Origin of the sequence: Fictibacillus fluitans (assembly GCF_030418125.1) — a bacterium.
In the GTDB taxonomy this organism is placed as follows: Bacteria; Bacillota; Bacilli; order Bacillales; family Fictibacillaceae; genus Fictibacillus_C; species Fictibacillus_C fluitans.
Genome location: NZ_JAUHTR010000006.1, coordinates 228,505 through 245,520, shown reverse-complemented (window position 1 = coordinate 245,520; position 17,016 = coordinate 228,505). Strand labels below are relative to the sequence as shown.

The 17,016-nt window shown below is 39.6% G+C and carries 22 protein-coding genes; 12 read left to right on the top strand and 10 right to left on the bottom strand.

Annotation, left to right across the window (positions count from 1 at the left end; genetic code table 11):
* Positions 1-88 precede the first annotated feature (88 nt).
* Entirely contained in the window at positions 89-1,045 is a 957-nt protein-coding gene (locus tag QYB97_RS13545; protein WP_301166531.1) for a hypothetical protein, read from the top strand.
* Positions 1,046-1,122: 77 nt separating this feature from the next.
* On the opposite strand, the gene QYB97_RS13540 is transcribed toward QYB97_RS13545, so the two are convergent.
* From QYB97_RS13540 to QYB97_RS13530, 3 genes are all read right to left on the bottom strand, one after another.
* Entirely contained in the window at positions 1,123-1,317 is a 195-nt protein-coding gene (locus tag QYB97_RS13540; RefSeq protein WP_301166530.1) for a hypothetical protein, read from the bottom strand.
* A 12-nt stretch (positions 1,318-1,329) separates the two neighbouring features.
* Positions 1,330-1,503 (bottom strand): hypothetical protein, encoded by a 174-nt coding sequence (locus QYB97_RS13535; protein ID WP_301166529.1) that lies wholly within the window; start codon positions 1,501-1,503, stop codon positions 1,330-1,332.
* Between the two features lie 78 nt (positions 1,504-1,581).
* Complete coding sequence (locus tag QYB97_RS13530) at positions 1,582-1,905, bottom strand: ArsR/SmtB family transcription factor (RefSeq protein WP_301166528.1); 324 nt, start codon at positions 1,903-1,905, stop codon at positions 1,582-1,584.
* A gap of 100 nt (positions 1,906-2,005) precedes the next feature.
* Between QYB97_RS13530 and QYB97_RS13525 the strand changes: the two genes are divergently transcribed.
* The gene (locus QYB97_RS13525) at positions 2,006-2,506 is read left to right on the top strand and encodes an ArsI/CadI family heavy metal resistance metalloenzyme (RefSeq protein WP_301166527.1); all 501 of its coding nucleotides are present in this window, start codon (positions 2,006-2,008) and stop codon (positions 2,504-2,506) included.
* Between the two features lie 85 nt (positions 2,507-2,591).
* Here QYB97_RS13525 and arsB read toward each other — a convergent pair whose 3' ends face one another.
* A complete protein-coding gene (gene arsB, locus QYB97_RS13520; RefSeq protein WP_301166526.1) occupies positions 2,592-3,638 on the bottom strand; it encodes an ACR3 family arsenite efflux transporter in 1,047 nt (348 codons plus the stop codon).
* Positions 3,639-3,664: 26 nt separating this feature from the next.
* Complete coding sequence (locus QYB97_RS13515; RefSeq protein WP_425589804.1) at positions 3,665-4,012, bottom strand: ArsR/SmtB family transcription factor; 348 nt, start codon at positions 4,010-4,012, stop codon at positions 3,665-3,667.
* A 181-nt stretch (positions 4,013-4,193) separates the two neighbouring features.
* On the opposite strand from QYB97_RS13515, the gene QYB97_RS13510 reads away from it, so the two are divergent.
* From QYB97_RS13510 to arsC, 3 genes are read left to right on the top strand one after another with little or no spacing between them, the layout of a single operon-like run.
* Positions 4,194-4,547, top strand: coding sequence for an ArsR/SmtB family transcription factor (locus QYB97_RS13510; protein ID WP_301166525.1), 354 nt, complete (start codon positions 4,194-4,196; stop codon positions 4,545-4,547).
* 15 nt (positions 4,548-4,562) lie between these two features.
* Entirely contained in the window at positions 4,563-5,861 is a 1,299-nt protein-coding gene (locus tag QYB97_RS13505) for an arsenic transporter (protein WP_301166524.1), read from the top strand.
* Between the two features lie 21 nt (positions 5,862-5,882).
* Positions 5,883-6,302 (top strand): arsenate reductase (thioredoxin), encoded by a 420-nt coding sequence (arsC, locus tag QYB97_RS13500; RefSeq protein ID WP_301166523.1) that lies wholly within the window; start codon positions 5,883-5,885, stop codon positions 6,300-6,302.
* A 56-nt stretch (positions 6,303-6,358) separates the two neighbouring features.
* Here the strand turns inward: arsC and QYB97_RS13495 are convergent, their stop codons facing one another.
* Positions 6,359-6,991 (bottom strand): GIY-YIG nuclease family protein, encoded by a 633-nt coding sequence (locus QYB97_RS13495; RefSeq protein ID WP_301166522.1) that lies wholly within the window; start codon positions 6,989-6,991, stop codon positions 6,359-6,361.
* Between the two features lie 243 nt (positions 6,992-7,234).
* Here QYB97_RS13495 and QYB97_RS13490 point away from each other — a divergent pair, with 243 nt between their 5' ends.
* Entirely contained in the window at positions 7,235-7,519 is a 285-nt protein-coding gene (locus QYB97_RS13490; protein WP_301166521.1) for an ArsR/SmtB family transcription factor, read from the top strand.
* A gap of 74 nt (positions 7,520-7,593) precedes the next feature.
* Complete coding sequence (locus QYB97_RS13485; RefSeq protein ID WP_301166520.1) at positions 7,594-8,661, top strand: flavin-containing monooxygenase; 1,068 nt, start codon at positions 7,594-7,596, stop codon at positions 8,659-8,661.
* Position 8,662: 1 nt separating this feature from the next.
* On the opposite strand, the gene QYB97_RS13480 is transcribed toward QYB97_RS13485, so the two are convergent.
* Positions 8,663-8,995 carry a helix-turn-helix domain-containing protein gene (locus tag QYB97_RS13480; RefSeq protein WP_301166519.1) on the bottom strand — a complete coding sequence of 111 codons (333 nt, stop codon included), beginning with the start codon at positions 8,993-8,995 and terminating at the stop codon, positions 8,663-8,665.
* Positions 8,996-9,175: 180 nt separating this feature from the next.
* Positions 9,176-10,618: an ApeA N-terminal domain 1-containing protein gene (locus QYB97_RS13475; protein WP_301166518.1), complete on the bottom strand. Its 1,443-nt coding sequence runs from the start codon at positions 10,616-10,618 to the stop codon at positions 9,176-9,178.
* Between the two features lie 591 nt (positions 10,619-11,209).
* On the opposite strand from QYB97_RS13475, the gene QYB97_RS13470 reads away from it, so the two are divergent.
* From QYB97_RS13470 to sigK, 5 genes are all read left to right on the top strand, one after another.
* Positions 11,210-11,539 carry a YolD-like family protein gene (locus QYB97_RS13470; RefSeq protein WP_301166517.1) on the top strand — a complete coding sequence of 110 codons (330 nt, stop codon included), beginning with the start codon at positions 11,210-11,212 and terminating at the stop codon, positions 11,537-11,539.
* A 157-nt stretch (positions 11,540-11,696) separates the two neighbouring features.
* Entirely contained in the window at positions 11,697-12,104 is a 408-nt protein-coding gene (locus QYB97_RS13465) for a DUF6941 family protein (RefSeq protein ID WP_301166516.1), read from the top strand.
* A complete protein-coding gene (locus QYB97_RS13460) occupies positions 12,101-12,949 on the top strand; it encodes a hypothetical protein (RefSeq protein WP_301166515.1) in 849 nt (282 codons plus the stop codon). The genes QYB97_RS13465 and QYB97_RS13460 overlap by 4 nt, the downstream gene beginning before the upstream one ends.
* Before the next feature lie 350 nt (positions 12,950-13,299).
* On the top strand, positions 13,300-14,892 hold the full coding sequence (locus QYB97_RS13455; RefSeq protein ID WP_301166514.1) for a recombinase family protein: 1,593 nt from the start codon (positions 13,300-13,302) through the stop codon (positions 14,890-14,892).
* A complete protein-coding gene (gene sigK / locus QYB97_RS13450; RefSeq protein WP_301166513.1) occupies positions 14,855-15,409 on the top strand; it encodes an RNA polymerase sporulation sigma factor SigK in 555 nt (184 codons plus the stop codon). The genes QYB97_RS13455 and sigK overlap by 38 nt, the downstream gene beginning before the upstream one ends.
* Positions 15,410-15,534: 125 nt before the next feature.
* Here sigK and QYB97_RS13445 read toward each other — a convergent pair whose 3' ends face one another.
* A complete protein-coding gene (locus tag QYB97_RS13445) occupies positions 15,535-16,047 on the bottom strand; it encodes an AAA family ATPase (protein WP_301166512.1) in 513 nt (170 codons plus the stop codon).
* 241 nt (positions 16,048-16,288) lie between these two features.
* Positions 16,289-16,858 (bottom strand): dienelactone hydrolase family protein, encoded by a 570-nt coding sequence (locus QYB97_RS13440; protein ID WP_301166511.1) that lies wholly within the window; start codon positions 16,856-16,858, stop codon positions 16,289-16,291.
* Positions 16,859-17,016 lie beyond the last annotated feature (158 nt).

The following is a 17,016-nucleotide window of genomic DNA, read 5'->3' as shown; positions in this document are numbered from 1 at the left end:
TAAAGTGCGTTTTAAATATTCTTCTTCAATCATTTACACTCTATTTTTGGCATAAACTTGTACCAAAAACCTAAATGGAGGAGAACGTTTGGAAAAAATACTAAATGTACATGAGGCGTTTAAGGTACTTAAAAAGCATTATATTACTGATAATTTTCAGCTTGTATCAGGTTATATTCGAGACGGGAGACTCAAAGGAGAAAGGGCCACAAGAAAAGACGGCTGGAAGATCAAAGAAGATGACTTGTACGATTTTATTGATGAAGAGAAACCAGGGATTGTGGAAATGGTTTATGTTTTTGAAAGATATGCAGATACAGTGCTAGCTCCGACATCGGAAAATTACCTCCGTAAGAAAGGCAGTTTATTAGCTATAAGCGATGAGAATAAGGAAGACAATTCACCACCTTCACTTATTAGCAATGATACAGGTCAATATGAAATTCCGCTGGAATCAAAGAACGAAACAGGGGCCGAAAATCCTGAAAACAACACAGTAGAAATCCTTAATGTTTTTAAGACTCTGCTTGATAAAAAATTTGATGAATTACAAAAACAAGTATCATACATGCTTAAGAAGGAAATTAAGGACCTCTCGGTAAAAATAAAAGATAATCACCCAACACCAATGAGCTATGATGAAGTTTTAGATTACCTAAAGAAGGAAAATAAATTAACACAGGAAGACGCTGAGCAGTACCAAGAAGAATTGAGAGCTGTTTACCATGTTTATTATGATTCAGAAGAGCTAGTGAAAGATGGCATATACAAAGATGGAAAATACCACTGCTCGATAACCGAAAACAATAGTACAAAAATACACCTTTTAATTAAGAAAACCTTTGATGATCTTTTTGATAAGGCTAAGAATAAAGAATTACCAATAAATATTGAACAGGGAGATCGAATGTCTGGGGAACAAGAAAACGATCATGGAGAAAAGAAAGGTGAAAACGAAGAGGAGAAGGCTGAGCTAGAACAACAAAAAGATAGTGAAGAACCCTCAGGAGACAAAATAAGCATAGGGACTGAAAATCTTGTTTAACAAAACCCTCAAAATGGTCTCCATTTTGAGGGTTTATTTATTTGTTAATGCACCATGTGATTAGATGTTAGTATCATTCAGGACAACTCGCGGAAAGCCGCTGTGAACTGTTCAAAGGTCGCTGTGCCAAAACGTGTTTTATCTCCATGAAAGAAGAAATCCATCGCTACTTCCTGAGCATCCATTACAGAACAGTCCCGAGCATTCATGATTAACTGCAAATACGATATAAAATACGCCTTTCCTAAAGCTCCCCCACGATTGACAGTCATATCATTCCCTCCTTAGCATGCACACGTGCAGCATGGGTCCAGTGTTAAGTATGGTTTAGAAATCGCTCGTTCCCTTGCTTTCCTGTCTTTTTTTCGATTCTGATGCATCCAAGCCACCCGAGCGTTTCTTTCCACTTTTTCCTGGCGAGCTTTTGCCCAAAGGTAAACGGCATATTCATTAAACATAATAAATCCCCCTCCATCAAATAAAGTTGATATATTAATCAAAAAAAATTGATTAAAACCGTAAAAAAAGAGATGAAACTAGCAGCTGGGCTTAAAAATACAGCACAGCTCATGGGAAAGTAAATGATTAATTTCTTTTGTATTGATGCTGTAATAGCTGTTGGTTCCCTTGGTCTCCTTATGGATGATACCAGCGTCCCAAAGGATCTTTAAATGGTAAGACAGTTTGGATTGCGTCATTCCCATTAATGGTGCCAGATCACAAACACAAGTCTTTCCTCGTTGAGTAAGGATATTCATAATGTGAAGCCGCTTTTTATCGGCCAACGCTTTAAACTGGCTTTCATACCTCTCAAATTCATTGTCTTGTTGGACGTCTTGAAGCGGAATTTCTTTTTGCATGGTACATCACCTCGTTTTGATAAATTTATCGTATATCGTAGGACAGGAGGTTGTCAATTCTTTTAATCAAAAAAAATTGATTAATATGGAGGGATTAGACATGAACGTACACATTGGTTTGAATGTTACTAATTTAGAGAAATCCATTGAGTTTTATTCACAGGTATTTGACGCCTCCCCTGTTAAAGTAAAATCCGATTACACCAAGTTTTTGCTACAAGATCCAGGTCTTAACTTTACGTTAAACCTTAAAGATGAAGTGTCAGGAAATCAGGTCGGCCACTTTGGATTTCAGGTAGAAGACGAAAAAGAGGTCCTAAAACACAAAGGACGTTTAGAGAAACTTGGATTTTTCGCCCGCGAGGAAATGGATGTGACGTGCTGCTACGCGACTCAGGATAAATTCTGGGTCACTGATCCTGACGGCAACGAATGGGAGTTCTTTTATACGAAGAGTGACGTAGAGAGCATGGAATCAAAGGATTCTGCTTGTTGTGCACCAAAGACTCAAACGATTGAGATAACAAAGTCATCATCATCTTGTCTTGTTGCTAAGATGCATAAAGAGAGGCCCCTCCTAAATAGGAGAGGCCTCTTTTAGTTGTAAAAAGATACATAGCCCATGATTACAAAAAAAGTAAGAAGAGCTATCAATACCAGACCAATCCATACCCTTTTCTTCATTGTTACATCATCCCTTTTGATTGGTTGAAATACTTTCGTTGGAACCAAAAGGCGACATTCACCAAGGCAATCATCACTGGCACTTCCACCAATGGTCCAATAACGGCAGCAAATGCTGCCCCAGAGTGGATGCCAAAGACCCCAACGGCAACGGCGATGGCCAGTTCAAAGTTGTTGCTCCCTGCTGTAAACGCTAGGGTTGTTGTAACAGGGTAGTTCGCCCCGATCTTCTTTCCTAGATAGAAAGAAACAAAAAACATCACAACAAAGTAAATCAGAAGCGGTATCGCAATACGAACGACGTCGAATGGCAAGGTTAAGATGGCATCTCCTTTAATGGAGAACATGACGATGATGGTAAAGAGTAAAGCGATCAGTGTAATGGGACTGATTTTAGGGATGAATTTCGTTTCATACCAGGTTCTATCTTTCGTTTTTATGAGGGTTAAGCGGGTGAGCATACCTGCGATAAATGGAATACCAAGATAAATAAAGACCGACTTTGCTACCTCGCCCATGGTGATATCAACAACCGCTCCTTCTAAACCCAGCCATTTCGGAATGACGGTAACAAAGACATACGCGTAAACCGAGAAGAACACCATCTGAAATACGGAATTAAACGCCACCAGTCCTGCGGCGTAATCTCGGTCTCCGTTTGCGAGATCATTCCAGACAATCACCATCGCAATGCAACGAGCCAATCCGATGAGAATCAATCCCACCATGTATTCTGGTTTATCTGGCAAGAGAAGAATAGCCAGAACAAACATAAGAATGGGGCCGATAATCCAGTTTTGCATCAGGGAGAGCCCTAATACTTTCACATCTCGAAAGACTCGCCCCATCTCTTCATAACGTACTTTTGCAAGGGGAGGATACATCATGAGAATGAGCCCGACGGCAAGCGGAATGGATGTTGTACCGACCTGCCATTTATTTAGTCCATCGACAACTTTGGGGAATAATGCTCCTAAGCCTATTCCTAACGCCATCGCTGTGAAAATCCAAACCGTTAAATATCGATCCAGAAAAGACAAACGTTTCATTTGAACAACTCCCGTTCTTGTTGGAATTAACAATCGCAGTGGAGCGTTACCTTGGATTTTTTGAGCTTCCGAACGTTTTCTTCTTGATCAGGAAACTGTTCAAGCAGTGTATCAATTAAAGGTGATGCCTCACTTTGGTTGATTAACGAATAATACACCCAGCGTCCTCGGCGTTCTTCTTGAATCAAACCGCTGTCTTTCAGTTTTCGTAGATGTTGGCTGATGGACGGCTGGCTCATATCAAACACCTCATTCAGTTCACAAACACAACAGTCACGGTGCTTCAGAATAGCCATGATCGTTAATCGAGTTTGGTCACCCAGCAATTTTAAAGCCTGAGCCATCTTATCTAAGGGAATCGTCCTTGAAGGAATTGTTGTACACCTCCTATTCATTCATAGTCATATAACTATATGTAGATTGCTGGGCAGGTGAACTAATAAATTGTTAACGGTTTGTTAAGATTAAACGTAAGGATAAATTTAGGGTTGCATATATAAGAATATACTTATACAATGATGGATGTAAATGATGTTGAAGTGAGGAGGTGCTGATATGATTACCAATGAAACCATTGAATTACAAACGGCAGCGAACATTCTAAAGATTCTGGGGGATAAAACCAGACTGGCCATGGTCAAAATCGTTTCAGAGAATGAATGCTGCGTATGCGAATTTGTGGACCTGTTCGACATGAGCCAGCCTGCCGTCAGCCAGCATTTGAGAAAGCTACGGGACAGCGGGATTGTGAAGGAACGGAGAAAAGGCCAGTGGATTTACTATTCATTGAATACTTCCTACCCGTACTATTCATTTGTACTGCAAATTATTAAAGAACTTCCCAGCCAACATTATCGAATAGAAGAATTAGAAGCACAAGGAAAACGAGTAACTTGTTGCGATGAATAGGAGGTATCAGTTTTTGTGGGCTCAGTAATTATTGCCAGTGCCATCTTCTTAGTGACACTAACGTTTGTCATCTGGCAGCCGAGAGGCCTTAATATTGGTTGGAGTGCTTGCGGGGGAGCGGTTTTAGCCCTGATTTTCCAAGTGGTCTCCTTCCAGGATGTAATCGACGTAACAGGCATTGTTTGGAATGCCACGCTTACCTTTGTAGCGGTCATTATTATTTCCCTTATTTTAGATGAAATCGGGTTCTTCGAGTGGGCGGCCCTTCATATGGCCCGCTTTGCTAACGGGAGTGGTATCAAGATGTTCTTGCTCGTTACGGTACTCGGGGCGGTTGTCGCTGCTTTCTTCGCTAATGACGGAGCAGCGTTGATCTTGACGCCTATTGTCCTTGCCATGGTACGTAACCTGAAGTTTGAGGACAAGATGATCCTGCCGTTTATCATGGCCAGCGGATTTATCGCAGATACCACATCCCTGCCTCTAGTGGTCAGTAACCTGGTGAACATCGTATCTGCCGACTTTTTTGGCATCCGTTTCTCAACGTATGCCAGCCGAATGATCGTGCCCAACCTTTTCAGCCTATTGGCCAGTATTTTGGTGCTGTATCTGTATTTTAGAAAAAGCATTCCAAAATCATACGACGTCAACCAGCTGAAGAAGCCAGCAGATGCGATCAAAGATTTAGAGATGTTCAAGTCGTCATGGTTTGTACTCGCGGCTTTGTTAATCGGCTATTTCGTCGGAGAGTTCTTTTCTGTGCCTGTATCGATTATCGCAGGTATCATTGCGATTGTTTTCTTGCAAACAGCCCGAAAAAGTAATGCCGTTCATACAAAAACCGTGCTCAAAGGAGCACCATGGGCAGTTGTCTTTTTCTCCATCGGGATGTATGTGGTCGTGTATGGACTGAAAAACGCGGGGCTTACCAGTCTTTTAGCCGACGTGATTCAGAACGTCACAAACCACGGATTGTTTGTCGGCACGATTGGAATGGGCTTTATTGCGGCCATTATCTCTTCGATCATGAACAACATGCCAACGGTGATGATTGATGCACTAGCGATTCAGGACACCCATACCACAGGGGCGATGAGAGAAGCCTTGATCTATGCCAATGTCATCGGCTCTGACCTTGGACCCAAGCTCACACCGATTGGTTCGCTAGCCACGCTGCTTTGGCTGCATGTGTTGAACAATAAAGGCGTCAAAATCTCTTGGGGATACTATTTCAAAGTAGGGATCGTTTTAACGGTTCCAACGTTGTTCATTACCTTAACAGGTCTATATATTTGGTTAACCATCATCCATTAATTTTTTAAAGGAGTGTTTCAAATGACAAAAAAAACAATCTACTTCTTATGTACAGGAAACTCTTGCAGAAGCCAAATGGCTGAGGGCTGGGCAAAAAAACTTTTAGGTGACGAATGGAACGTGAAAAGTGCGGGGATCGAAGCTCATGGCTTGAACCCGAACGCCGTAAAAGCAATGAAAGAAATCGATATCGACATCTCCAATCAAACGTCCGATATCATCGATCCTGAAATCTTGAACAACGCGGACTTTGTGGTAACGCTTTGTGGGGATGCGGCCGATAAATGCCCGATGACTGCACCTCACGTAAAACGTGATCACTGGGGATTTGATGACCCTGCGAAAGCTCAAGGAACAGAAGAAGAAAAGTGGAAGTTTTTCCAGCGTGTTCGCGATGAAATCGGAGATCGCATCTCCACCTTTGCGAAAACTGGAGAATAAAAAAAACCGTCCAATGGGCGGTTTTTTTACTGACCAAATGCGTCAAATTCCTACTATTAGCTTTCTTTTTCGTGTACCAGTGAGGCCATGATGGAAGAGGGATACCGCTGGCTTTGAATCCACTCAACGTCTTCATCTGTAAGGTGAAACCATTCCCCATGTACACGCTTGGGGAGAAAATGCTGGTGAAAGAGTTTCTCGGTGAGCAGATCATTTTTGCTCTCCAACAGATGCACGAGCTGAAGGGAATACGGCAGTTTTACCCCAAATCCTTTGGTGATGCGTTCATATGGGTCTTGTGCTTTTCCAATCTTTATTCGGCCACCGCCTGTTTCCCTGATAAAATAAACAAACCCGCCTTTGCTTTGATCAAGAAGTTTTCGATAATGCGAAGACGTTTTCTTGCGATCACTTTTTTCCCCTGGTGACAGATGATAGCGTTCGGTATTGAGCAATTTGTTAATGGTTGCAAGCAGTTGGTCAGTCGAGTGCGTTTCTCCATAAAGCTGAATAAGGGCTTCGTTCTTTTGGTATTTCCAAAACTTTTGTAGAAAATAGATCATGAGACATAACAAGGTAAGGACAAGTATTGGTTTTATGAAGAAAATCAACAAAAACCCCATCATGATGATTAAAATAATTCTATCTCCGCCAGATGCTAAAGACCGTCTGCGTCGTCTTCTCGCCATACACCAACCAACCTTTTTACCTTATTATGTGAAAAAGAAGAACCTTGTTATTCGGCTCATTTACCTTTTTATTGTTTTTACACCAAGACCCGTACGACGAATAAATTAAGTAATTAAGTAAGTAAAATCCCCGCTGATTTCAGCGGGATTTTTATAAGATTGACATATTTTTTGAGGAAGATTAATATGGATATAAAACATATCGTTAAATAACGATTTGACGGTTGGTTTAGAGAGGTAATCATGATAAGTGAAGAAGTGCAGCGGTTTCTTAAGGCACTTGCGAGTGAAAAGAGACAGGAAATCGTTTTTTTGTTTATGGAAAGGCAAGAAGTGAAGGTAAATCAGGTTTCAGAATTGGTGGGCATTAGCCAGTCCACAGCTTCCGAGCAGTTGGCCATCTTAAAACGCGGCGGTCTTCTGTCTTCCCGCAGAGAAGGAAAAGAAGTTTTCTATTTTCCAAACCGAAATAACGTTCAGAGCTTACTGCAAGCCTTGAATGAGCTTCTGAATGATTGTTGCAAATGAACATATAAGCCCTATATGTTCATATTTTTCAACTGACATATCGTTATTTAACGATATGAAAAGGAGAAGTGTTAATGAAAAATGTATGGGATTGTATGGTCATTGGAGCAGGGCAATCAGGTTTGGCGGTAGGGTACCATCTGAAAAAGCGGGGATGGAACTATTGGATTCTAGAGGCGAGTTCGCAGGCGGCAGGCTCATGGCCGCGTTATTATGAAAGCCTCACGTTGTTTTCTCCTGCCGGCTTCTCTTCCCTTCCAGGCTTACGCTTTCCTGGTGAACCCGATCGATATCCAACAAGAGATGAAGTAATTACCTATCTCACTCATTATGCCAAGCATTTTGAACTGAATGTGGCGACCAACAAGAAGGTGACCAACATCACAAAAGAAGGAAAGCTGTTTTTAGTGGAGACCGAATCAGAAAAATGGGCTGCAAAAACCGTGATTGCCGCAACAGGTGCCTTTGCTCATCCGTATATCCCAGATTTGGAAGGACTGCATCAATTTAAGGGAAGGATCCTACATTCTAGTGAGTATAAAAACACGGAAGAGTTTGAAGGTAAGCGGGTGGTTGTGGTCGGTGGTGGCAACTCTGCGGTACAAATAGCCTATGAATTAGCGAAGGTAGCCCATGTTACGATTACGACTCGCCGTCCTTTGTCTTTTATACCGCAAACATTCTTTGGGAAAGATCTTCACTTTTGGCTAAGAGTTACAGGGATAGATAAAGCCTCATTTGCCAAACACCTTGGAACCAGGGTTTCCGTTCTCGATACAGGCATCTATCGAAAAGCCATAGCCGATAAAAAACCTGAACTTCGAACACTGTTTCAAGCCTTTTATGAAGAAGGTGTCTATTGGGAAGATGAACATGAGCCAATCGATGGTGTTATTTTTGCGACTGGGTTTCGGGCCAATGTACCTTATCTTCAGTCTCTTCCTCAGGCCTTGGATTCAGAAGGCGGTCCTATTCATGAAAAAGGGATCAGCTCGAACATTAGGGGGTTAGGCTATGTTGGATTATCAGGACAGCGTTCTCTTTCCTCCTCTACTATTCGTGGTGTTGGACGCGATGCAGAATATGTCATTAAGCGGTTAACAAAGGAAAAGGAGAGCCTAGGGACTCTCCAGGGTGTTTGATTCATTTCAGGAAATGTTCCAATCCGTTTTCAAAGCTGGATAAAAGATATTCTGCCGCTTTCGGGTCAGTCTTCGCTAAATCGCGGAATTGATGATTGATTCTTTGGAGACGAAAAGAAATTTCATCTTCTTGGTAGTCTGGCGGGACAATTGAGAAGATGATCAGTTCTTTTTGTATCTTATCAAGGAAGGGAATCTCTACTTTTTGTGTTTTTCCTGTCTCAAGGTTACTTAAATACCCAGGAGAAACCCCCATTTGCTGGGCGAATTCATTCAATGTGATTCCTTTCTTAGTTCGAATAAGCCTTATTTTTTGTCCTAGATCTTGTAGCATCTTGCACCTCCTTACCCACATGTTACGGGGACTTTATGTTTTCAGAACAATTTCGCTGTATTTTTTCAAATTCCTTGTATGGATAAGAAAGATAAATGTACATGTTGCCATATACTAAACCAATTAGTTCGTTACGAAATCAGGGGAATAAAAATATGCCCACTCAAAAGTGGGCTACTTTTATTGTTTTTCAGATTTGTTAAAACGTCGATCATTCTCTGCTTGTATCACTAACGAATCTTTTAGTGGTTGTATCCTTTTTATCATCCGTTTATGTGCGAAGTCTTCACCAAAACCAAGCTCTATAAGTAAATAATACTCAAGAATACTTCGGAGATAAAAATATGCATAAAGCAATTCTTCACCTTTTAGAGCCTTTTTTTCCTGCTCTTGATCGTAATGAGTATAATAATTTCTTGTATTAGCAATTATCCTTGGAAAGTCAGTAAGATGAATATTACCAGTAAAAAAAGGACGTCTGAAATTCGCTAATGTTAAATCAGCTATTCTATTTCTAAGGGTAATTGCGAATTTACTGCCACCTAAAAGGAACTCTCTATCCCGTTGTTTTAATCCCTCTGGTCGTTCTGAAATCAATACTTCTACTCTTTGTTCTTTATAATCCTTTAATTTACCATTAAAAATAAATCGGGAATGGTATGTTTCTAACGCTTGAGCCATATTTAGAAAATGTCTGCTATAAGATAACCCCCTGTTATAAAGATCATCGATGTATAATTCAATAATTGGCTCCATTTTCGTTGATATCTTATGCCAATGAGAGAAATTTCCCTGTTCAGCAAGTTCATTTAGAGTGAACAGAAATTCGTGCTTTGAAATAGCTTCTTCAAGGGCTGTAATCATGTTTTCTTTCCTTGTTAACTCATGGATAACTTTTATTGATCTCATTTTTTGCTGGCTATTTTCAAATTCATAAATTATCTTTGGTGATTGGGCCAAAATGGAGCTGAAATTCAATGGAGTTCCCATTGCAATTTCGATAATCCTTTTCATTTTTACTGCTACATCTATATACCAGTCTAATGATTTAAGCACTTTGGATTCAATAAGCAGACTAGGCATTTGTTTTAGTACAATTTCTTCTCTCATAAAAGATAGAAAAGGATGGCTACATATTAATTCGTAAGACACAGTATATTCATCACAAGTAAAAATATTTATTGGTTCTAGTATGTTTAACTCAATAAGCCCATCCTTTATATAGGATTCAGGTATATTATAGTTAGACACATTACCCCATTGAATAATCCCAGGTATGTCTATTTGCATTTTTGAAAAAACAATATCCTCTTTTTTTTCAAAAGCTACACCACTTAGCATATATTTTGCTTTATATCCTAGGGTAGCCACCGAACCCATTCTACCTGATGTGGATTTTCTCGAGCAATCAACAAGGGTTACTTGAGATCCATTACTTGTAGAACCTTTAATGAACGGGATTTCTAAGGGTAACTCAAGGAAATTTAGTAATTCTCCCTTATTAGGAATATGTATTTCAAGGTTGATTTCTCCTCCTTCAGCATCTAAGTAAAGGTCTCCACGATGTGGTAACGTTAATTCATTAATATTCCAAAAACCAGTTGCTAAAAAATTCATTTTCATTGGTCCACCAATCCTTCTTTTGGAAAAGTAACTTAGTGATGTTATAAAAATATTCCCTACTTCCTTCTTCGGTTAGCCCAGGAGTGGTTATGGTGCTAAGGGGTTCGTCATTATTACTTTTGAGCTTGGAGCGTAGATAACGCAGCAAACGATTCGCTATGCTCGATCAGTTCCTTTAACCCTCGCTGTATCCATGTTTGGGACAAATCCTCATCGCCAGCCTTATAGTGCCAATCTGTAATGAATTCAGGTCCAACTGAACAGATACAGATTGTAGACTTGAATATCGGATGATGGTCAGTCGCTTCTGGATTTTTGTGAGCAAAATACACTTTTACTCCATCCACTTTAAAAACCAATGGTATTGACCTACATCGTTAAAAAGAATCGCTTTTGTGCATCATCTAATGAAATTTTGCTCTCCTTTTGCAACCTGCTTTTTCATGAATCCAAACTCCTCCAATTTACAATTAATTCTATAATTCAACTTTATTTGACAGTCACCTGCCTCTAATTGGGGTGTACTGTCAATAATTTTCAGTATTAACCGAACATGCATTCGCATATAATAGATTAAGGAAGGTGATGAATATGCTTTGTGACCGAGGAACGATGAAATGGCAAGGAATGTTTATGACTGAACATGTGAAGCTCTTAAGGGAAATGGACTGGGACAACAGGAAAAAAGCGAAGCCAGAATTGGATGAGCAGCAATTGGAGTTAATGGAGGAGACGATTTGTGAGGCGATGGCTGAGAATTTGGATTTATGCTTTACCTATTTTAGCCATGGTGATTTCCATCTATTGATTGGGAAAGCCCATTATATTGATCCGTATAAAAAAGAGCTGCGAATTGTGGACTTTCATAATGAAGTACATAAGTTGAAATTTGAAGATTTAGTTGATGTAAAAAAGGGATAAATAGAAAATCGAGGTAAAACAAAAAAATTCTATTTGTCGAAATAATTAACAGGAATTTACTCATTTAATGAAGAAATATTAATAACAAAAGTAGAAAAAATTTCCTACATTTAAAATCTATATGTTAATATATAGGGGATAGATAGGAAGTGACAAAATGGAAAACATTTACGTTAAATACATACTAACATGTGAAAAAGTAAAACGAAATAAGGATAATTCAATGAATTACCAACATGTTTTTGAACAATTGAAATTGGATAATTTACCTACAAAAAAGAACTTTTTTCTTGTGGCTGGAATTGAGTACCAAGTGGAGAAAAAAACAAAACTTAAAATTTTTGTTACGGGCCCAAATGATAAAAAATTATCTAAATCACCTATTGACATAATTCTGGAACCTACCCTCAATAATTCAAAGTTTGCTTTAGGAGCTATTGAATTCAAAAACTTTCCTATAACCGAAGGTGGCATATACAGTATTACTATAAGGAACAAAGACATTATTTTAGCCAGACAGGATTTTGAAGTGTTTAGCAGCCAGTTAGAGGGGGTTGGAGTATGAGTTTTCACACCTTTGACTTTGATAGTGTAACTGCAAAATCCAAGAAAATGAAAAGAATACCTACTTTCAAAAAAAGTGAGTACGACCCAGAAGTTTCTAGACAAATGTCTGACATAGTAAATACTCATCATGGAGAGTATTTACTCAAGCATGGGTACAAGCGAATCAATTTTGATGCTAATATAAAGAAAAACAATCTTGTAGTAAATAAAATGTACTTTGTTTGCAACAATGGGGATGTAAAAATTATTGAAAATAAGCATAAAATTTCGTTAAAGGGGAATAGATATAGTAGTAATCTCTTAGCGAAGGTTGGTGCTTGTACCATGGCCATATTACCAATGGAAGCCCAAAAATCTTTTGCGAAAGTAAAAAATGAGATCAATCATGATGTAGTTTCAAATGTTAAAGAGTTGTCAATTGGTTCTATAATTTTATCTGCCATTTTTTCAGTTTTTAACATTCCGTTATTGATTACTTTTGCACTATTGATGATAATGGCGATTGCAGATTATTTTATGGGAATTATACCAAAACCTAAAGAATTGAAAAATCAATCACAAGAGGACTTCAATTCAGCACTAGATCGCTTACATATGTTTGGATATTTAATGGCTTGGTTTGTAGTTCTATCAGTAATCCAAGTTGTACTTTCAATATTATATAGATATTATGACCCAGCTGGATTAAGTTTGATAACTGAACAGTATCCGACTATTGCAGGAATCCTAACAAAGACTGTAACATTGCATTCGTTGGCGGCATTTTTTATTGTCGGTTATTATCTTAAAAGAATTATTGGGCAAGTAAGTGGTGCAAAACAAGAAAGCCAAGCAAATTTGTAACTCCCTATATAGGGAGTTTTTTGATGTACGTAAAATAAAAATTTGATAGGACAATCTTGTAATAACATATACATTACTTGAGGTGATAAAGCAATTGGTAAAACACCTTGAGTTTGTATATAGCCCTAAGAAAGTTGTAGGTAAAAATTGTATTGCCGTAAGGAAAGCACAACAAAAACTAATTAAATTTTTGGTACAAAAAGCACTAGAAAAGGCCACTCAAAAATGAGTGGCTTTTTGCATCCACAGGTAAATATTTCTCCACCTTGTTTCTTCATAAATGAGGCCTATACTTTAAGGTAGTGTGAATATACATATTAGGTAACAAATGAGAAGTAAGGAGTACAACCATGATTGGAATTTATAGCCGTGTGAGTACCCTGGCTCAGGCTGAAGAAGGATATAGCTTGGAGACGCAGGAAAAGCTCTGTATGGAACGAGCGGTTAAGATGGGTTACAACGAATCACAAATAAAGGTGTATAGGGAAGGCGGTCGCAGCGGCGAAGATATTGATCGTCCTGAAATGAATAAACTCAGGGAAGACACAGCTAATGGAATCATTCATAAGGTCATCATTACAGACCCTGACCGTCTAACAAGGGATTTGACTGATAAACTTATCGTTTGTAAAGAGTGGGACCGCCAGAAAGTTGAAATTATCTTTATTGATACGGAATACCAGAGCACACCAGAAGGCCAAATGTTTTTTAACATGCGATCCGTTTTTGCACAATATGAACTGGCTCAAATTCGAAAACGGACGACAAGGGGGCGATTAAGAGCGGTTGAGAAGGATAAAAAGATCATGCCAATGCGTGTTGCTCCCTATGGCTACGAGTATAGTGATGGGCAGTTAAGCATTAATGAAGAGGAAGCTGGCTTTGTTAGAAAGATCTATAAATGGTACCTGGAGGGTCATACTCTTCGTAAAATTGGCGACATGCTTTATGAACAGGGAGCAATGCCAAAAAGGAAAGAAAGTAAAAACTTTGGTGCCTCTTCTATCTCCCGAATACTCACTTCAGAAATTTATATTGGACAGTATGTATATAACAAGCGTAAAGGAAAGAAAGTGTGGGGAGAGAAAACGGCTTCTGGTAAAACAAAGGTGACCCAGACTATTCGCGATGAACAAGATTGGATCCGTGTAGATATCCCTCCTATTATCGATCGCGAATTGTTTGATTTAGCTCAGAAACAACGCAAAAAAAACACCAAGAAACGTGGGAATGTTAAATTTCATTATTTATTTAGAGGGATGATACGATGCAAGTGCTGCAATCGAATCTGGGAATGTACAACATATAATGGCAGAGAAGATAAAGAGACGGGCATCAAGAAGAAATATGGGGTTTATCGTTGTCCCAATTTAAATCCTAAACGGTATGGGGATGGAGTTAGCAAATGCCGATCATACAGTATCCGAGTCGATGAATTGGAAAAGTATATCATGGACTTAATTCAGTCTTGTTTAACGGACCAGGAACTGTTTGAGCAAGCAATTCGAGATCAGATTGAGACAGTGGATGAGACCATTGAAATAAGGCTCAGTGAGCTTGAAAAACAACGGTCAAAAAAACACTTGGAACGAGAAAGAATTAAGCAGATGTATATTAAAGACGTCATTACGGAAGATGAAATGACTAAGGATATGAATAGGATTAATAAGGAACTCACACTTCTGGATACAAATATGGAAACGCTAAATCGTAAAATGGAGAGACAAACCGAACAACAATTGGATAAAGAACAAATGGATCAGATCATCAAAAGTGTTAACGGATTGTTTGAACGGGATGGATTAACGTTTGAAGAGAAGCGTCAATTAATGGAATTGATGATTGATGAGATACAAATCGATGCAACCAGTGAGAAAGTTAAGATTAGTATTACAGGTCCATTAGATGACATTGTTTCATGTTCACAATACCAAGAAATTTGAGAATACAGGGGAAGACACGGAAGACTTGATTTCCATCGGGACAATAGGGCTCATTAAAGCCATTGAGAGCTACTCGAGAGGGAAGGGCACGAAGCTTGCGACGTATGCGGCACGTTGTATTGAAAATGAAATCCTCATGCACCTGAGAGCACTGAAAAAAACGAAAAAAGATGTTTCACTTCATGATCCGATTGGGACTGATAAGGAAGGAAACGAAATCACGCTCATTGATGTGCTGAAAGCGGAAACTGAAGATGTGGTGGATGCCATTCAGCTGAAAATGCAGAAAAAGAAAATTTATGATTATATTCATGTGCTGGATGACCGGGAAAAAGAAGTCATTGTCGGCCGGTTTGGTTTGGATATGCAGAAAGAGAAAACGCAAAGGGAAATCGCGAAAATGCTGGGTATTTCGAGGAGTTATGTATCAAGAATTGAAAAACGGGCATTGATGAAATTGTTTCATGAGTTTTACCGGAGCCGGCAGCAGAGCCAAAAAGATCGGCAAAATTATTAAAATTCCAAAGGGTATTCCCTTGAATAGGGGGTACCCTTTTATTTTATTAAGTGAAATGGTTAACAACCTATCCACTGCCTCTCATTGGGTACAAACAGATACCCTACCCCTAAAATCGTTTACTGTCATTGGTGTTTATTTTCTTCGCTTTGACGGATGATCTCGTCAACTACGTGATCGATTGGTGCGGTGGCGTCAATTATAATCCCATTTTTGGGAATGCCTTCTTTTGTTTGATACAAGCGCGAACTGATTTCCCGTTCCTCTGGTCTGCCACCCCAGTCAGTTGGGTCTAGTGCCACTCGCTCATCAATCCGCCTGAGAGAGGTTTCAAGGTCGACCTCAAGGACAAACACATCGTCGAACAGATCAATGAATTTGGGGAAATTTCGCAAACCACCGCAGAAAAATGTTACCGCCTCATCCTGATTGGCAACCAACGTTTTTACTTTATCTACATCCCAAATGTGGTGTTCGGGTTTAAAACCATCCGTCGGGGTACCAGTTTCCGGATCGCCTTGATAAGCCAATTCACGGTCACCATGGATGGCATGGTAGCCGCGCTGCTGTAATTCGTTGCAGACCGTAGTTTTGCCAGCCCCGGAAACACCTCCGATCAGATAATTCCTAATGCCCATGATTAGACCCTCCATTCTACTAGATAAGCACACTATATTAGATATGTCTTTCTGTCGCAAAGCTGAAAGGTTATTTCAATCAAGTTTAACAAAAAGAAACGCTAATCCTTCTTGGAACAACGCACCTGTTAGCTTAAGTACATTTATTCAAATGTAAAAAATATATGAGTTAACAATCGTTTTCCTAATCTCCATTCATTCCGATCGAGAACTATTTTAAGAGGGAAGGGCACGATGCCAACTATGCAAGGAAGTCGAGAACCCGTTTGATCACAAGCTTCGTCGCGTCAGCATCGTAAGACGGTATACTGCTATCAGTGAAGAGATGTTCCTTGCCTTCGTATAAAAAGAGTTCAGCGTGATCGGCCGACGCTACAAGTTCACGAGCTGCGTCGATGTCGCCGTCTTCAACGAAAAAGGGATCTGCACTCATGGCGTGAATTTGCACAGGTAAGTCGGACGGCCACTGAGATTCGAATGCCAAGGTCGGGAGGCAGGCATGAAAAAACAGTGCGCCTCTGGCGCCTTCACGAGTTTGAGCAAGCTGTTGTGCTGCCGGGACACCGAGTGAAAAACCAGCATAGACGACATCGCGTGAAAGTTCGCCGGCTGCCCGAACACCACGTGCCGTCACTTCTTCAAATCCGATTTCTTTCACAAATGCCAAACCTTCTTCCAGCGAGGAAAACATGCGGCCGTCAAATAAATCTGGCACGTACACAGTATGACCCGCATCTCTGAGTTGATCGGCGATTTCTTCAATCCCCTTTGTTCGGCCTAAAACATGGTGTAACAACAAAACTTCTGCCATCGGTTTTTCCCCTCCAATTTGATAAATTTCATATGTCTAAATTCCGATATGAAAGCCTGCTTGACCTGTAAAACTTTAACCCCTTACTAGTATTTTTAGTAGATCTTATTTGAAGACTTAGCTTTTTTTTAAATCCTCTCTAAGTTTCTTTTTACCAC

Bases quoted from the DNA above. Each gene is read 5' to 3' on its own strand.
- QYB97_RS13540 (WP_301166530.1), bottom strand. From the start codon at position 1,317: ATGACTGTCAATCGTGGGGGAGCTTTAGGAAAGGCGTATTTTATATCG.
- QYB97_RS13535 (WP_301166529.1), bottom strand. From the start codon at position 1,503: ATGTTTAATGAATATGCCGTTTACCTTTGGGCAAAAGCTCGCCAGGAA.
- QYB97_RS13530 (WP_301166528.1), bottom strand. From the start codon at position 1,905: ATGCAAAAAGAAATTCCGCTTCAAGACGTCCAACAAGACAATGAATTT.
- QYB97_RS13525 (WP_301166527.1), top strand. From the start codon at position 2,006: ATGAACGTACACATTGGTTTGAATGTTACTAATTTAGAGAAATCCATT.
- arsB (WP_301166526.1), bottom strand. From the start codon at position 3,638: ATGAAACGTTTGTCTTTTCTGGATCGATATTTAACGGTTTGGATTTTC.
- QYB97_RS13510 (WP_301166525.1), top strand. From the start codon at position 4,194: ATGATTACCAATGAAACCATTGAATTACAAACGGCAGCGAACATTCTA.
- arsC (WP_301166523.1), top strand. From the start codon at position 5,883: ATGACAAAAAAAACAATCTACTTCTTATGTACAGGAAACTCTTGCAGA.
- QYB97_RS13495 (WP_301166522.1), bottom strand. From the start codon at position 6,991: ATGGCGAGAAGACGACGCAGACGGTCTTTAGCATCTGGCGGAGATAGA.
- QYB97_RS13490 (WP_301166521.1), top strand. From the start codon at position 7,235: ATGATAAGTGAAGAAGTGCAGCGGTTTCTTAAGGCACTTGCGAGTGAA.
- QYB97_RS13485 (WP_301166520.1), top strand. From the start codon at position 7,594: ATGAAAAATGTATGGGATTGTATGGTCATTGGAGCAGGGCAATCAGGT.
- QYB97_RS13480 (WP_301166519.1), bottom strand. From the start codon at position 8,995: ATGCTACAAGATCTAGGACAAAAAATAAGGCTTATTCGAACTAAGAAA.
- QYB97_RS13475 (WP_301166518.1), bottom strand. From the start codon at position 10,618: ATGAAAATGAATTTTTTAGCAACTGGTTTTTGGAATATTAATGAATTA.
- QYB97_RS13470 (WP_301166517.1), top strand. From the start codon at position 11,210: ATGCTTTGTGACCGAGGAACGATGAAATGGCAAGGAATGTTTATGACT.
- QYB97_RS13465 (WP_301166516.1), top strand. From the start codon at position 11,697: ATGGAAAACATTTACGTTAAATACATACTAACATGTGAAAAAGTAAAA.
- QYB97_RS13460 (WP_301166515.1), top strand. From the start codon at position 12,101: ATGAGTTTTCACACCTTTGACTTTGATAGTGTAACTGCAAAATCCAAG.
- QYB97_RS13455 (WP_301166514.1), top strand. From the start codon at position 13,300: ATGATTGGAATTTATAGCCGTGTGAGTACCCTGGCTCAGGCTGAAGAA.
- sigK (WP_301166513.1), top strand. From the start codon at position 14,855: ATGACATTGTTTCATGTTCACAATACCAAGAAATTTGAGAATACAGGG.
- QYB97_RS13445 (WP_301166512.1), bottom strand. From the start codon at position 16,047: ATGGGCATTAGGAATTATCTGATCGGAGGTGTTTCCGGGGCTGGCAAA.
- QYB97_RS13440 (WP_301166511.1), bottom strand. From the start codon at position 16,858: ATGGCAGAAGTTTTGTTGTTACACCATGTTTTAGGCCGAACAAAGGGG.